Below are 15,678 nucleotides of genomic sequence, written 5' to 3'. Positions count from 1 at the left end.
CGCTTCGCCATTGGCGGCGGCGGGCGCGGCGGCCGCGGCCGGCGCCGGCACGTCACCGCCCAGGGCGGCCGGCGTGTTCAGCGGCGGCAGGCTGGCGGCCAGCGACGAGGTGGCGCGGCCGTTCACGTACAGCGTGACGCGGCTGCCATCGGCCGTGACGGCCAGGTGCTGCCAGGCGGCGGGCGTGAGCGACTGGCCGGGCTGGCTGCGCTGGCCGTTCACTTCGACGAAGGGCACGCCCTGGTTGATACCGATCAGCAGCGCGTTGCCGGCATCGCGGCGGGCGTACACCAGCTGCTCGCCGGCCGGCTGGTCGGCGCGCACCCAGGCGCTGAAGGTGAAGGCGCCCGCGGCGGGCACGGCCAGCGAGGGGCTGGCGGGCAGCATCAGCGGCGCGCCGCCGGCCAATTGCGCGGCGCGGCCGATCACGCCGTCGACCGCGGCGGCCATGGGCGTCTGGGCGTTGTTGCTGTTGCCGGTGGTGTCGCGCGGCGGCGCGCCCGCGGCGCCGTCGAAGTGGTAGACCAGCGTGTAGTTGGGGTCGAACGTCAGCTGGCCGTTGGCCGAGGCCGGGGCCTTCTGGTTGCCGTAGTACATCCAGATGTCCTGGCGCTGGCCGTCGGCCAGTTCCGGCAGGTCGACCCAGATCAGCGCCATGCCCAGCAGCGGATCGAAGGCTTCCAGCTGGTGGTTCAGCACGGTCTGGTCATCGCCGGCCACGAAGCGGATGTCGGCGCCCTTCTCGTTGATGCCGTCGAAGGTGAAGTTGCCGGTGTGCAGGCGCACCAGCAGCGGCGTGCGGCCGGCGGCGCCGCCCAGCGGCGCGCCCTGCGGCGTGCTGTCGACGGTGATCTGCTTGCGGTACTGCCAGTCGGGTTGCCACCAGGCGTTGGCGGCGGACGGCAGCACGCCGGCCAGCACGGTCAGTAGGAGCATCAATAAGCGTTGCATGGTCAGGACTCCGGGGTAAATACGGTTTCGCGCGCGCTCAGAAACTGGCGCGGACGCTGAAGTTCAGTCGGGGATCGTGTTTCTTGGTGTTGGGGCCGTCCTTGAGCGGATAGCCCCAGTCCAGCGAGCCGGACAGCCAGTCCAGCACCTGCAGGCGCGTGCCCACGCCGACGCTGGCCAGCGAGTAGCTGGCATCCTGCTCGGGCAGCGGATCGCGCAAGCGCAGCGTGGCCGCGTCGGCGAAGGCGTAGAAGCGCCATTCGTTGACATTGCTGCCGAGCCAGCGCGCCAGCGACGGCGTGCGCCACTCGACCGAGCCGAGGAAGCCGTCATCGCCGGTGCGCTCGGCGGCCAGGTAGCCGCGCACGCTGGTGCTGCCGCCGGCGGAGAATTGCTCGTTCGAGACCAGCGCGCCCGACGACAGCTGGAAGCCGGCGCGCAGGCCCAGTTGCCAGTCGCCGAACAGGTTCTGCGTATGGGTGCCGTCGCCGCGCAGCAGCGCGAAGCTGGGGCTGGCGCGATAGCGCTTGTCGTCGAATTCCTTCCAGTCGCTGCCCAGGCCGAAGAACGAACGGCTGGCGCCGACGATCGACAGGCCGACGCTGCTCTGCGACGACTCGGAATAGCGGTAGCCGTTGTACGAGAAGGTGAACGGCACGTACTTGAGCGGGATCAGGTCTTCATTGCCGCCAAAGCGCGTGGTCTCGTCGAACTTCTTGTAGTCCAGCCCGACCGACAGCGAGTTGTACCAATCGCCCTGCGGCGCCATGGTGTAGATGGCGCTCATGCCGAACGAATAGCCTTTGCCCAGCACGTTGGTGCCGCCGATGGTGGCGACGTTGCTGTCGCTCTTGTAGCCGGTGAACTGCAGGCTCCATTGCTTGTCCAGCGGCATCGAGTACGAGCCGGACCAGACCTTGGCGTTGTCGGTTTCCTGCGGCGCGGTGAAGAACGTCAGGCTGACCGAATGGCCCAGCTGCCACAGGTTGTCATAGCCCAGCGACGCCGTGCTGCGCAGGCGCGTGGTGTCGGCGCTGTAGTCGTTGTTCAGGCCCAGGCTGGCGTGCCACGGGTTCTTGTCCTCGACCTTGAGGTCGACGTCCATGGTGCCGGGGATGCGGCCTTCCTTGACCAGCGGCACCACCTGGCGGCTGGCGCCCTTGTTCAGGTTGGTCAGCTCGGCCTGCACCTGGTTGAAGTTGGGCACCTCGCCTTCCTGCAGCGCCGGCACTTCGTCGCGGATGGTCAGCGGCGAATAGTGCTTCGCGCCCACCACGCGCACGCGGCCGACCTTGGTCTCGGCGACCTGCAGGAACACGATGCCGTCGGCCACCTGCTGCTCGGGCAGGTCGACGTACACGGACTGGTAGCCGCGCTCCTGGTAGACCGTCTGCAGGGCCTCGCGCGCCGACTCGATGTCGGCCAGCGTGCGGTCCGGCCCCAGGTAGGGATAGACGGCCTTCTCGATGTCGCGCGCGTCCAGCACGGTGTTGCCGCGCACGATGTACTCGTTGATGTTGACGCGGCGCGCCTCCTGCGCGGCCGGCGCCGGCTGCGCCCCGGCCACGTTCGCGGCCAAGGCCAGCACGACCGCGCCCGGCGCCCGGCGCATCATGGCGCGCAGCGCGCCGCCCCTGCTCTCGAAATCATGCATAGCGATGCACTCAGTTCCTTGTGTGATAGCCGGTCTGGCACCGGCCGCTACCGTGCAGCGCGCTTGCGACAATCCTGTTACGGCTTTCTGCCCGCATACCCGCGTCTACAGCTTCTGCTTGTTACTAGACGTTCCCGGACGGCGCGGACTGCGCGTTGTAAGAAAAATTTCATGAAACAGCGCGGCCCCGGGGAAAAGCTGCGCAGAAAAGAATCAGGGCCCGGTTTTCGCCGGGCCCTGGTGCGCTTTTCGCGCGCCGTCTTGATGACGGCGGCATGACAGGCGGCCGGCTTTTTGCCGACCGCCTGCAACGCCCGGCCTCAGCCGCCGCTGTCCACGCCCTGCACCTGCACCACGCCGTCGGGGCGATAGGACGGCGCGGCCGCGCGCGGCTGCGGCGCCGCGCCGACGCCGGCCAGCGGTTCCTCGCCATAGCCCAGGATCTGCACGTTGATGACCGAGGGCTGGTTCTGACGCGATTGCTCGCGGGCGCGCTGCACCGAGTCCTGCGCCGCGCCGGAGGCGGCCGAGGACGCCGCGCTGGCGGACGCCAGCGCGCCGGTGTTGACCACCGCCGTCACCGGGATGCCCTTGCTGTCGCCCTGCACCTGGATGTTGGCCGCGTTGACCACATGCAGCGCCGCCACGTTGACGTTGCCCGACACGCGGATGCCGGCCTCGCCCGCGTCGATCGTGCCCAGCGGCGCGATCAGGTCGACGTCGCCCGCCGGCACTTCGGCGATCGGCGCCAGCGTGGCGATGCCGGCGCCGGTGGACGGCGCCGTCGGCGCCAGCGTGACGTTGCCCAGGGCGTCGTAGACGCGCTTGGGCGCCGTGTAGATCACGGTGGTCTTGGCGCCGCGGCCGGCGTTGATGTCGCCCTCGGCCGACCAGGCCTGGATGTGGCCGCCGAAGGTGGTCATGATGCGGCTCTGGCCCAGCAGCACGCTGCCCAGCGCGTACAGCTGGATGTCGCCCTGGCCCTGCGTCACCACGCCCGCCGTCGCCGGCGGCGCCGCGCCTTCGATGCCCAGCACCTGCTGCCCGCCCGGCGTCAGCACCTGGATGTTGCCGCCGAACTGCGTGCGCAGGCCGGCGCCGCCATACATGGTGAAGTCGCCCTGGTACAGGCGTTGCGCGCCTTCGGCGTCGGTCTGCGGGAACAGCGCCGCGATGGCGCGGCGGCCGCGCAGATAGCTGCCGGTGCGCGGACCGTCCTGCTCGTTGTATTCGCGGCCGCCCTTGCGCAGCTCGGCGAAGTACAGCTGGCGCGCGTAGATGTCGCGCTGCTGGGACGCCAGCGCGTCCAGCGCGGCGCGCGCGCCGTCCTCGCCGCCGTCGTAGCCATGATGCAGGCGCAGCCAGTTGACCAGATGCAGCTCGCTTTCCTGGCGATAGTCCTGCATCAGGTCGCGGCGCTTGCGCGCCGGATCGGCCGCCACCTCGGCATCCAGCATGCCCTGGCGGCGCGCCAGTTCGGCCGCCGCGCCCGACTCGTCGCCCTGGTAGCCGTATGCCTGGCGCAGCCAGCCGGCCAGCGACAGCTCGCCGGCATAGGACTGCGCCACGCGATCGGGATTGGCGCCCAGGGTCTGGCCCGCGGCCAGCGCGCGCGCCGGGTCCAGGTAGCGCGCCAGCAGGCCGGCGTAGTCCGGGCCCTGCGGCCCGACGCCCGCCAGCACCGCGATGCTGGCGCCGGGGCGCGCGTCGCCGCGCACGATGGCGCCGACGCTGACGATGCTGGCCACGTCGTCCTGGCGGATGTTGCGGCCGGCCTGCACCAGCAGCGTGCCGGGGCCGGCCACCTTCAGGTCGGCCTGCACGATGTCGCGCCCGGCGATCACCTGCGACAGGTCATTGGCGTTGCTGTGCAGGCCCAGCGCGCCCATCCCGAGGATGTCGCGCCCCGCCCGCACCGAGACCGGCAGCGCGGCCTCGTACCAGGTCAGCACGGTGCGCGGCCGCCCCTGGAAGACATCCGCCGTCATGCGCGTCTCGGCGCCGACGCGCAGGCCGACAATATCGCCATTCACGGCATGCAGGCGCGCCACCTCGCCTTCGGTCTGGCGCGGCGCGGCATCGAGCGGGGTATTGGGTCCGAACACGAACAGGGGCTTGGCCGAGTTCTGCCAGAACCGGTTGCCCTCGACGGAGGTGTTCAGGATCGTCTGGCTGCCCATATCGCCGCCGTTGACGGCCATGAACCCGGGACGCCACGGCGTCGGCAGAGGCGTGTCCGCGCCCGATATCGACACCGCATGGGCGTCCGCGGCGAAGATCGAGCCGCTGGCCAGCATCGACAGTTCGCCGGCGGCCGACGGCGCCAGCAGCAGCACGTGATTGGTGTTTTCCGCTTCGCGCGTGGTGGCGGCCAGGATGACGTTGCCGCCGGCCGCCGTCACATTGAGTTTGGCGGGGTAGACATAACTGATCTGCCGCTGCGCGCCGGCCCGGATCGTATCGTCGGTCAGCAGGTCCGTGCCGGGCCGGAACGTGTTGTTGGTGGTCAGCGGCGTGACGTTGCCGCCGGCCGAGAACAGTTCGATGGCCGTGCCTGGCGTCCACAGCGTGAACCAGCTTTCCGCGCCGCCGCCCTTGGCCAGGCTGCCCTGGGTATAGGGGCTGGTATTGATCTGGCGCACGCGGCCGGGGTCCGGCGCATCGGCCAGCACCAGGTCGCCGCGCGTGTCGAACGACGCCACGGCATCGCCCAGCAGCAGGCGCGGCCCGCCCATGGGGCGGCCGCCGCCCACCGCGGACTGGTCGGGGGCCCGCAGCCGCGCGCCGTCGCCATAGGTCAGCGCGATGCCGCCCACCCGGCCCGCCGTCAACGCCAGTTGCCCGCGCAGATTGACCAGCAGCCCGTTCAGATCGACATCCTCGAAGTTGCCGGCATAGCCGGTGCCCGTGCCAGCGCTGCCGTCGGTCTGCTGCATCGCGCGCAGATTGGGGTTGTACGCGCCACCGATGCGCAGATCCATGTCGCCGCCGCCCGTCAGCACCAGGTCGCCGCCGACCACCCGGCCAGTGCCGGCCACCACGGCCACCAGGGCCTGCGAACGGCCGGATGCCAGATTGTTGTTGAGCAGCGCGTCGCCGCGCGGATCGCGCACGCCGGCATCGCGCCCGGCGCTGATGCTGAGATTGCCGCCGCCCAGGGTGCCGAAGCCGGTGAAGCCCACCACCCGCGGCTGTTCCCCGTTGGTCGACGAATTGCTGGCGTACGTGCCGAAGTTGATCCACCAGCTCGAAGCGATGTCCGTCACCCCCGGCGTGCCCACGCTGCCCTGGCGCCACAGCCAGTTGCTGAGCGCGGCGCTGGGGTACTTGGGGTATTCGACGTCCGGGCTGCCGTAGCGCTGGGCGTTCATGGCGGTCTTGGCCCATGCGTCGCCATAGATGTCGCGGCCCGCCGCCACGGTCAGGTTGCCGCCCTGGTCCGGATACCAGGCGCGGTAGGCGGCCAGCGCCGCGTCGTACTTGCCGTCGTACTGGACGGTGCCCAGCACGGCGTCGTCGGCGGTGGTGCCGCGCGGCAGGTTGAAGCGCGCGTCCAGCGACGCCCCCAGCGATGACTGCGTGCCGGCCGTGTACACGCCGTAGACCGACGCCATGCCGACGTCGCGCCCGGCCAGCAGCGACAGGTCGCCCGTGCCGGTACGCAGCACGCTGAACAGCGGCGTGCGGTCGGCGTAGCGGTACTCGCGCGTGACGGTGGTCTCGGTGCGGCCGCCGCCTTCACAATAGCTGACCGCCTCGCAGAATTCCGCCTCGGAAACGCCCCACTCGACCTCCAGCTCCGCCACGTAGCGCCCCTTGCCCGACTCGTCGCCGAACCAGTAGAGCGAACCCGCCGCCGTCAGCTTGCGCTTGCCCGCCTCGCAATAGCCGGTGCTATTGCAGAACGTATCCTCGCTCATCTCGTACCCGTCGGCGATGGGCTTGACGGGCGTGCCCAGCAACGACGGATCGAGTTCAAGCTCGTCGATGGCGAGCTGCGTCAGCACCCGCTCGCCGATGAATACGTTGGTGGTGGTCTTGCTGCCATAGGCCAGCCGGCCGTAGTGCGTGTCGGCCAGGATGATGTCGCCCTGCCCGTCCGGCCGGCGCGCCGCCATGTCGGCCGCCGTCAGGTCCGCACCCGCCACCGCCATCACGCTCCAGGCGCTGGCGCCTTCGCCCAGCATCGGCGCCAGGGCCCAGTTGCGGCCCTGCCGACCATCCGGGCCGACGGGACGCAGGTTGATGGGTTGATGGCCCGGCAGTTCGATGAAAGTCTGCGACGGGATCAGCGAGCCGCGCGCCAGATCCAGGCGCGCGCTGGCCTTGAGCGCCGCCGGCAGCGGCACGCCCTTGGGCCAGGTGAAGGCCTGCAGCGCCGCCTCGCTGCGCAGCGTGAAGCCCACGCCCAGGCGGGCGCCCGCGCCCAGCGTCAGCGCCTCCTGCAGCACCGAGCCGGCGCGCAGCACGCGGCCGTCGGCCAGCGTCAGGTCGCCGGTCAGCACCAGGCCGGCGGGCAGGGCCAACGGGCCGTTCAGTGTCGCCGCCATCGGCAGCACGGTGCCGGCCGGCAGCGTGGCGGCCTGTGCCGGCAGGTCGTAGTTCAGCGCCCGGCCGCCCGGGAAGACGGTGCCCGTTTCCAGTTGAACGCCATCGATGGGCACCACCAGGTCTTCGCCGAACGGCGTCTGGCCATTGCCCAGGAAACGCCCTTCGACCAGCTTCCAGCCGCTGTCGTCGATCGTCTCGGGCGGCGGCGCGAAGCCGTCGTTGAGGCTGCCGTGGATGGCCAGGTCGCCGCCGGCGCGCAGCACCAGCTTGCCGGGCTCGCCGTAGCCGCGCAGCGCGGCCACCGTGCGGTTGGCGTTGGGGCCGTAGCGGTAGTTCGACAGGTCGATGTCGCCCGATACCGCCAGATTGCCATCGGGCGTGGCGCTGACGATCTCGACGCCGGGCCGCAAGTGGTACGGGCCCAGCGCCGCCAGCCGGGCGGTCAGCGCGCCATTGCCGAGCGCGGCGTTCATGAAGGCCACGCTCTCGCCGTCGATGCCGTCCAGGTAGGCCTGCGTGATCAGCTGCGGCGTCTTGCCGCTGACGTCGGGCTTGGGCGCCAGCGGCGCGTCGTCATAGCGGCGGAAGGCATTCACCGCCACGGTCTTGGCGCCCAGGATCTGCGGCGTGCCCGTGATGCGGATGGCCACGTCGTTGGCGCCGTCGCCGGAGCCGGCAATGGCGCCGCGCTCGCCGCCGCCACCCAGGCGGCGGGCATTCAGGTCGAGCGTGCCGAGCTGGCGGCCGGCCAGGCGGCTCGGGTCGTCGGTGCCGGCGCGCAGGTCGAAGCGCGCGCCGGCGTCCAGCACCAGCGTGCCGTCGCGCGAGGTCAGTTCAATGATGGCGCGGTTGGCGGCGTCGATGGCCTTGCCGTAGCTGTCCAGGCGCAGGCGTGCGCCATGCGTGTCCAGCAGGCCGTTGATGCGCAGATCGTCGCGCGCCGCCAGGCGGATGCTGCCGACCTGGCGGCCGCTGGCGTCGATACGGCCATTGACGGTCAGGCTGCCGCCATCGACGCTGATCTCGACCACGCGCGCGCGCACCTCGTCGCCCACCACCAGGTCGCCCTGCTTGAGCTGGAAGCGGCGGGCGCCGGTGACGCCGCCCTGGTTCAGGCGTTGATTCAGCCCGGCGAAATCCGCCAGCGTCTGCGCGCGCAGCATGATCTCGGCGCCGTCATAGGGCACGCGCGTGCCGCCGGCATCGTGCTCGCCGCTGGCCCCGCCCAGAATGACGCCGTCCAGCGCCACGTGGCCGCCGGCCACGCCCAGCGCCGAGGCCTGCATGCGGCCGCCGCGCTGGTTGCGCGCCGACAGGTCGATGACCGACCCGGCGGCCTGGACGATGTTGCCGGCCACGCTGTTCAGTTCGAGGTCGCCGCCCCAGCTGTAGCGGGTGGCATCGAACGCCGTGAAGGCGCGTCCCGCCAGGTCGATGCGCGCGCCCGCGCCCAAGGTGATGTCGCCATCGGCCTTGACGGTCAGCTTGCCCGACGGCAGCGCCACGGTCGAATCCAGCGTGACGCGCTGCGCCTTCAGATCGAGCGTGGCGCCCAGCACGTCGCGGGCGGGCGCCACGGCGCCGGTGCCCGTCAGCGCCAGCGCGCCGCCGGCGCGCAACGCCAGCGTCGCGCCCGCCTCGCCGGTCAACAGCGGCGTGCGCAGCGTCAGATCGCCGCCCTGGTAGCGCCAGCCTTCTCCCGCCACATAGCCGTTCTGCTTGTGATAGACGTGCAGGCTGCCGGTCGACGCGCCCGTGATCATCTGGGCGGCCTCCAGGTTGACCGCGGCAAAGCCCAGCGCCAGCCGGTTGGCCGGCACCAGCGAGGCCGGCACCGTGTAGGGCGAGTAATCGAAACGGATGACATCGGCCGCGATGGTCAGGCTGCCGTCGCCCAGGCGATCCAGCACCGCGCCGCCCGGCGCCGCCGGCTGGTCGTAGCCCAACGGCGCGTTGCCGGCCGTCGCGGCCCTGACCGAGCCGGCCCAGACGAATTCCGACGCACTGATGCGCGCCGTGTCGCCCGCCGCGCCATAGCCATACACGGCCGGCGCGCCCAGCACCAGGCGCCGCAAGGCCGAGGGACCGGCCGCGGCGCGGGTGTCCAGCGTCACCGCGCCATACACGTTGATGGATTCGGCGGCGTTGAAGATCAGGCTTTCCAGCGCGGGCGCGCCCAACGCCGTATTGCCGCGCAGCAGCCGCGCCAGGGCATCCTGGTCCAGCGCCAGTCCGGGCGGCAATTGTCCTTGTGCCGCGGCCTGGGCCAGCGCCTGCGGCGAGCCCAGGTTCAGGCCGGACACGCTCAGCATCAGGTTGCGCGTACCGTACTCGACGTTGTCGCGCAAAGTGAAGGCGCCGTTGGTGGCCGCGCCCAGGGTGCCTTCCGACACCAGGCGCGTGGTTCCCGAGCAGATGCCCGGGCAGGCGCCGATGTCGATGGCCACGCGGCCGTCTTGCGTCGGCGGTCGCAGGTTGACCAGCCCGTTGGACAGGACCAACGCGCCGTTGGTCTGGACCGAATAGTAATAGCCGCCACGCGCGTCCTGCGGCGCCGGTCCCAGCCCGACGGTGGACAGGACGGCCCCCTGCTCGATGGTGATATTGCCGTTGTCGGGTGAGAACAGCACGATCTCCGGCGCATACAGGCTGGCGCCGCCGCGCACCAGCACGCGCTGGGCGTCGCCGGCCAGGCTGATCGCGCCGAGCGAATCGGCTTGGGTGGAGGCGCCTATCACGCCACCCAGCACCATGCGGGCCGGACGCAAGGCGTTGAGCGCGTCCGCGGAGACGGCCACGCCAGGGCCCGCCAGGGCCGGCGCCTGCCCCGGACCCAGGATTTCCAGGCCGCCGCCCCGCACGTCCACGGCCAGGGTGCCGCCCGCGCCGGTGCTGCCCGGCGCCGCGGAGAAGCGCGCCACGCCGCCGAACGACAGGGCCGGCGTGCCTTCGCGGCCCGCGCCCGGCGTCAGCTTCAGGCGCAGCATGCCCGCGTCGGCCAGCTGCATCGGCAACGGCGTGCCGGTGCGCGCCGCGTTGGCCACCAGGAAGGCGTTGTACGAGGTCTCGTTGTATTGCGCATGGCGCCGCACCACGTCGCCCGGCGTCACCAGCAGCTGACTGGCGGGCACCGCGCCCGGGTTGACACCCGGCGCCGTCATCCGGCCCGTGGTCACCCAGGAACCGCCGCGGGTCGGCGCGGCCTGCGCGGCGTCGAACACGCCCGGCGCACCGGCCTCGACGCGGAACGCGCCCGGCAGCATGGCGAAATTGGCGGGCAACAGCGTGTAGGTGCCGGGCGGCAAGCCCGGCACGCCGGCGCCGATGGTGACGCGCTGGCCGTACGCAGGCATGGCGGCGTCTTTGGTGGCCGGCGCATAGTCGCCGCCGAAGCCGGGCACGATGGCATAGACGGCATTGCCGGACTTGCTGAAACCGAAGCCGGGATTGGCGTCCGCCATGGCGTACTTGAGCACGTCCACCGAGCCGCCGCGTCCGCGCACGAACGCGGCGCCGGTCAGTTCGCCGCCCCCGGACAGGTCCAGCAGCGAGCCGGCCTCGGCCACGACGGATTTCATGTTGATCTGGATCATGCGGGATGGCGCGCCGTTCGTGTCATTGCCGCCCACGCCGCTGGTCCGGATCTCCTGCCCGCCGTACAGGTACTTGATGCCGTCGGTGGTGCCGCCATAGGGCATGACCATCCCCTGGCCGCTGATCGACGTCACGCTGCCGGCCAGGAAGCGCACGCTGGACGGCGCGCCTTCGGGCCCCATGAACAGAATCGAGCCGAGCGGCGCGCGCACCACGCCGCCCTGGATGATATTGGGCCCCGACAACGTCACCGCGCCGAAGGCGGAATACGGCATGTCGGGCATGCCCTCCGTGGCGCGCCGGATCGTCAGCACCGCATCCGGATTCTTCACCGCGCTGCCGCCCCCCTGCCCGTAGTATTCGCCCGCGGCAATCCCGCCGCCGCCGCGGGTGGTGGGGTAGATCTGGGCCGCGGTGATGGTCAGGCGGTTGGGCGCGGCCAGCAGCGTATTGCCATTGAAGTCCTGGCCCATGGACACGCCTGTCAGGCGCAGGTCACCGGTCAGGTTGACCTGGACATCATCGAAGCTGAGCAAGTCGCGCATGCCGCGCAGATCCATCATGCCGGCGTCCAGCACCAGGCGATGCCCGCGCTTGAGCCACTCCGGCGCCACCACGCCGACTTGCACCACGCTGTCGGATCCCACCGGCGGCGCATAGGCCGCGTGATTCAGGAACATGTACGGGGCCGACAGCTGCACCAGGCTGCCCGCGGGCGCGTTCTGGCCCAGCATCAGCGGGCCCGACAGGCGCAGGCTCTGCGGCATGGCGAGCGTCAGGCTGTTCTCGGCCCGCATCGACGCGAACAACGCCAGGTTGCCAAAACCGCCGGCCTGGACCTGGTCCACGCCCAGGCCGCCGACGCCATAGCGCAGGTTGCCGCCGAGTTCGCCCGGACGCAGATCGGCGGACAGCAACGGGGCGCCCTGGCGCTGCGCCAGCGTCAGTACCCGTGGCGTCAGCACCTCGGCCTCGGCCAGGCTTCTCAGATAGAAGGCGGGCGACAGCGCCACGCCCAGGGTGCCGCCCACCGCGCCCGCTCCGCCCGCCGCGGCGCGCAGGTCGCCGTCCAGGTACAGGCTGTTGGCCGACGCCAGCACGATGCTGCCGCCGTTGTAGGCCAGCAGCGTGGCGCCGCGCCCGGGCAGGTCCACCAGCGCCTGCGCCCCGGATGCGTCCAGCAGCGAGCCGGGACGCAGGATCAGGTGCCGGTCCATCGGACGGCGCGGGGCGTAGGCGTCGACCTCCCAGTCCAGCATGCCGCCGATCTCGATGTTGCCGCCGGCGCGCGCCACGCCGTAGCGGCGGCCGTCGGTGGCCAGCGCGACATGGCTGTCGCCGGCCACGTCCAGCACCGCGCGCTCGCCGATCCACACCGAACGGCCGTTGGCCTTGGGGGTGTAGTTCTGCTGCGAATCCACCCGCGTATCCAGGATCGAGATCAGGCCGCCGGGCGCCACCAGGCGCCCCAGCACGGTGATCTGGTCGCCGCCGACAAGGCGGATCGACTGGCCCGGATCCACCGCGACCCGCGCGGCCTCGCCGATCTCGAGCACGCCGCCGACGGTCGCGCGGTCCGAGCGCAGCGCCAGGCTGGCGCCGCCGCGCTGGGTCAGCTTGCCGCGCTTGGGATCTTCCGCGTAGAGCGGCGGCGTCCACAACTGCAGCGCCTCGGCCGGGTCGGCGCCCGTCGGCGGCAGCGGGCCGCTTTCACGCCGCATGCGCCAGGCCGGCATCGCCACCTCGATCGCCGCGCCGTCGGCCACGCGCAGCCCGGCATGGCCATTGACGTCATAGCTGGCGAAGCCGGACTGGAACAGCGCCGGGTCCAGCCGCAAGGCGCCGGCAGGCAGGCCATCGGCCGGGCCGCCCAGGACGATGACGCCGCCGCTGGCGACGCTCAGGGCGCCGCTGCCGCTCATGCCGTAGGCGCGCACCGCGGCGCCCAGCGACAGCCTGCCGCCCGATGCGGTCTGGCCGCCGAGCGCGTTGGCCTCCAGCGTCACGCTGCCGCCGCGGCCGCCCTGCACCGCGCCGGTCGTCAGCAACGCCCCGCCCGAGGACACATCGATCGCGCTGCCCGCCGCCAGGGTCACGTCGCCGGTGCCGCGCAGCAGCACGCGGCCGCCATCGACCAGCGCCAGGCCGCGCTGCGCGGCCGGGTCTTGCTTCAGGTTGCTCCACACGCCGCGGGCATCGAGCGCCACGCCGCCCGCCACGCGCAGCGCGGCGCGGGCGCCGGCGGCCGGCTCCAGCGCGACCTCGTCGACGCGTCCCGCCGCGCCGGGCTGGCGCAGCGTATTGCCGGCCTGGATCAGGCCGCCGCGGCTGACCAGGTCGGCGTTGATATCGATGGTGGGCGCATACAGCGTGATCTCGCCGCCATCGGCGCTGCGCAGGGTGGCGTCCACGCTCAGGCTGCGGCCGGCGGCGATGCGCACCGCGCCCAGGCCGAAGCCGTTCAGGCGGTCGGCGTCCAGGAACAGCTTGCCCCGCAGGTCCGCCGGCAGCGCATCGGCCAGTTCCAGGCCGGCCGAACGGCCCGCCAGGCCCTTGCCCACCGCCACATCGGCGGCCGTGCCGGTCGCGCCCAGCTGGTAGCGCAGGAAGTTGCCGGCGGTGTCGTAGAACGGCTTGTAGGCGCCCACCACGAACTGCGCCGCGCGCGCCGCGTTGCGATGCGACTGGCTGTAGCCGTCCTGGCCGGTCACCGGCGCGCGCGTCTGGCGGTCGCCCTGGTAGGTGTCGCTGATCAGGTCGCCGTCCAGCACCGCGTTGCGGGTCGAGACCACCAGCGTGCCGGCATCGCGGCCCACGGTGTAGCCCGACTCGTAGCGGGTCGGCGGCGCGATCAGCGGGTTGTAGAAGCGCCGCGTGGCGTTCTCGCCCCAACGTCGCGACACCGCCTCGTAGCCCTGGTACAGGCCGGTATAGAGCAGGTCGCCCGGCGCGCGATCGGCCAGGTACAGGCGGCCGTCCTCGCCGCGCAGCCAGCTCTGGCGGATCTCGCCGCTCTGCACGTCGAGCGTGCCGCCCGACAGGTTGATGGCCGAGCCGGCCTGCGTCACCACCTCGGCGCCATCGAAGCGCACCACGCCGCCCTGCGCCAGCCAGTGGCTCACCGGCACGCCCAGCGTGCCCAGGTAACCGCCCACTTCCAGCAGCCCGCCGGCCGTGTACCAGCGGTCGGCATCGTTGCCGCCGCTGCCCGCCGCCAGGCGCACCAGGTCGCGGCGATCGAGCCAGACGTCGCTGTTGTTCAGCAGCTTGCTGTCGCGGTTGATCGGGGCGTCGCGCTGTTCGTTGCCCTGCAGGTTGATCTTGAGGTTGTTGGACTCCATCGACACGATCACGCCGACCGCGCCGCCCACGTCGATGCGCGCGCCGTCGCGCACCAGCGCGCGGCCATCGGCCTTGACCGCCACCTGCCCGCCGGTGGCCAGCGACAGCGAACCGCCCTGGAAGTCCACCGTGCCCTGGCTGCTGATGCGCAGCAGCGACAGGTCGCGGCGGAATTCGTCGCCGGGGATGAGCGCGGTGTTGCCGCCCACGGCCGGCTGCAGCAGGCTGCCGCGCTGGCCGTCCAGCGCCGTCGTCAGGCTGGCGTCCACCAGGATGGCGCTGATGGCGGATTCGCTCAGCGTCACGGCCGCGCCAGCGCCGCGCGCGTCCAGGTGGATGGTGCCGCGCGCGTCCACCGACGTCGTCGACACCAGCACGCCGGCCTGCTCCACGCGCTGCGCGGTCAGGGTGATGTCGCCCTGCGGCGCCTGGATCAGGCCGGTGTTGCGCACCAGCCCGGCGCCGGTCGTCTGCGCCTCGTTGCCGCGCGTGGTGGAGGCGATGTTGCTGTCCGATCCCTGGCCGCGGCGGATGATGAAACTGTCGCCCGCCGCCAGCAGCGCCTGGCCCTGCGGCGTGCTGATCTCGCCGGCGTTGCGGACTTCCTTGCCGGCCAGCAGCACATAGCCACCGCCGCGCGTGGCGCTGCCGGGCGTGGCCGTGGACAGGCGCGCGCCGGCCTGCACCTCGATGTTGCCGAGCGCGTCCTTGAAGGTCGGGATGGTGCCGTCGGCGTCGGCGTAGATGCCGCGCTCGCGGAACTGCGCATCCGTCATGGTCGCGGCCGCGACCACCAGGTTGCGCGCGTTGACCTGGCTGGTACCGCTGAAGATCACGCCGTTCTGGTTGACCACCAGCACCGTGCCGTCGGCCTTGATCGCGCCCTGGATCTGGCTGGGCCGGGCCGACGCGCCCACTACCCGGTTCAGCACCGCGTCGTCGGCGCCCTGCTTGAACTGCAGCGTGGTGTTGCGACCGATGTTGAACGTGTCCCAGTTCAGGATGGCGCGCGATTGCGTCTGCTCGATCGTCACCAGCTGGCGTCCGCCCTCGGCGCCGGTGGTCGGCTTCTTGGCGCCTTCCCACTTGGCCTGCGCGCCTTCGGCGATCCACAGGCCGCCCTGCGCCAGGCCGTCCGGCACCCCCGCGCCATTGGCGGCCGCGCGCGCCGCCGCCTGCGCCGCCTGCTGCGCGGCCACCGCCGCCGCGGTGCGGTTCAGGTTGTCCAGCGAGCGCTGCAGCTGCTGGCGCGATTGCGCCTGCTGGCGGGCCGTGTTGCCGATGCCGGCCAGGCTGCCGTCGGGCATGCGGCCGGTGCGCTGCGCCGTCGATTGCACCGCCCCCTTGTCGGCGAACCAGCCCGGGCTGAACGCCCGCGCCTGGGCCTGCGCCGCGCCATGCCCGCCCCCCGCCACCAGCAACACCGCCAACGCCTGGGTCAGCGGCGCCAGGCGCCAGGCCGGACGGCGCGAACGCCGCTGGGGATTGCGGGAAACGAGGGCGTGATTACGGCTGGGCATGACGGCTTTTCCTTCGTGGAATCGGATCTGGCATCTGCAGCGCCAGGACCGGCACGCCGGAAAAAA

At 71.9% G+C, this 15,678-nt stretch carries 3 protein-coding genes; all 3 read right to left on the bottom strand.

Features of this window, described 5'->3' with window-relative positions; genetic code table 11:
• The coding region (locus tag AOZ53_RS02505; protein ID WP_156333189.1) for a DUF2341 domain-containing protein at window positions 1-951 on the bottom strand (951 nt) is incomplete at its 3' end.
• Between the two features lie 37 nt (window positions 952-988).
• Window positions 989-2,605 (bottom strand): ShlB/FhaC/HecB family hemolysin secretion/activation protein, encoded by a 1,617-nt coding sequence (locus AOZ53_RS02500; protein WP_054486730.1) that lies wholly within the window; start codon window positions 2,603-2,605, stop codon window positions 989-991.
• A gap of 320 nt (window positions 2,606-2,925) precedes the next feature.
• On the bottom strand, window positions 2,926-15,612 hold the full coding sequence (locus tag AOZ53_RS02495; protein WP_054486728.1) for a filamentous haemagglutinin family protein: 12,687 nt from the start codon (window positions 15,610-15,612) through the stop codon (window positions 2,926-2,928).
• Window positions 15,613-15,678 lie beyond the last annotated feature (66 nt).

Source organism: Achromobacter sp. 2789STDY5608621, assembly GCF_001299375.1.
GTDB lineage: Bacteria > Pseudomonadota > Gammaproteobacteria > Burkholderiales > Burkholderiaceae_B > Achromobacter > Achromobacter insuavis.
The sequence above is the reverse complement of the archived record's forward strand: the minus strand, read 5'-3'. Positions and strand labels throughout refer to the sequence as shown.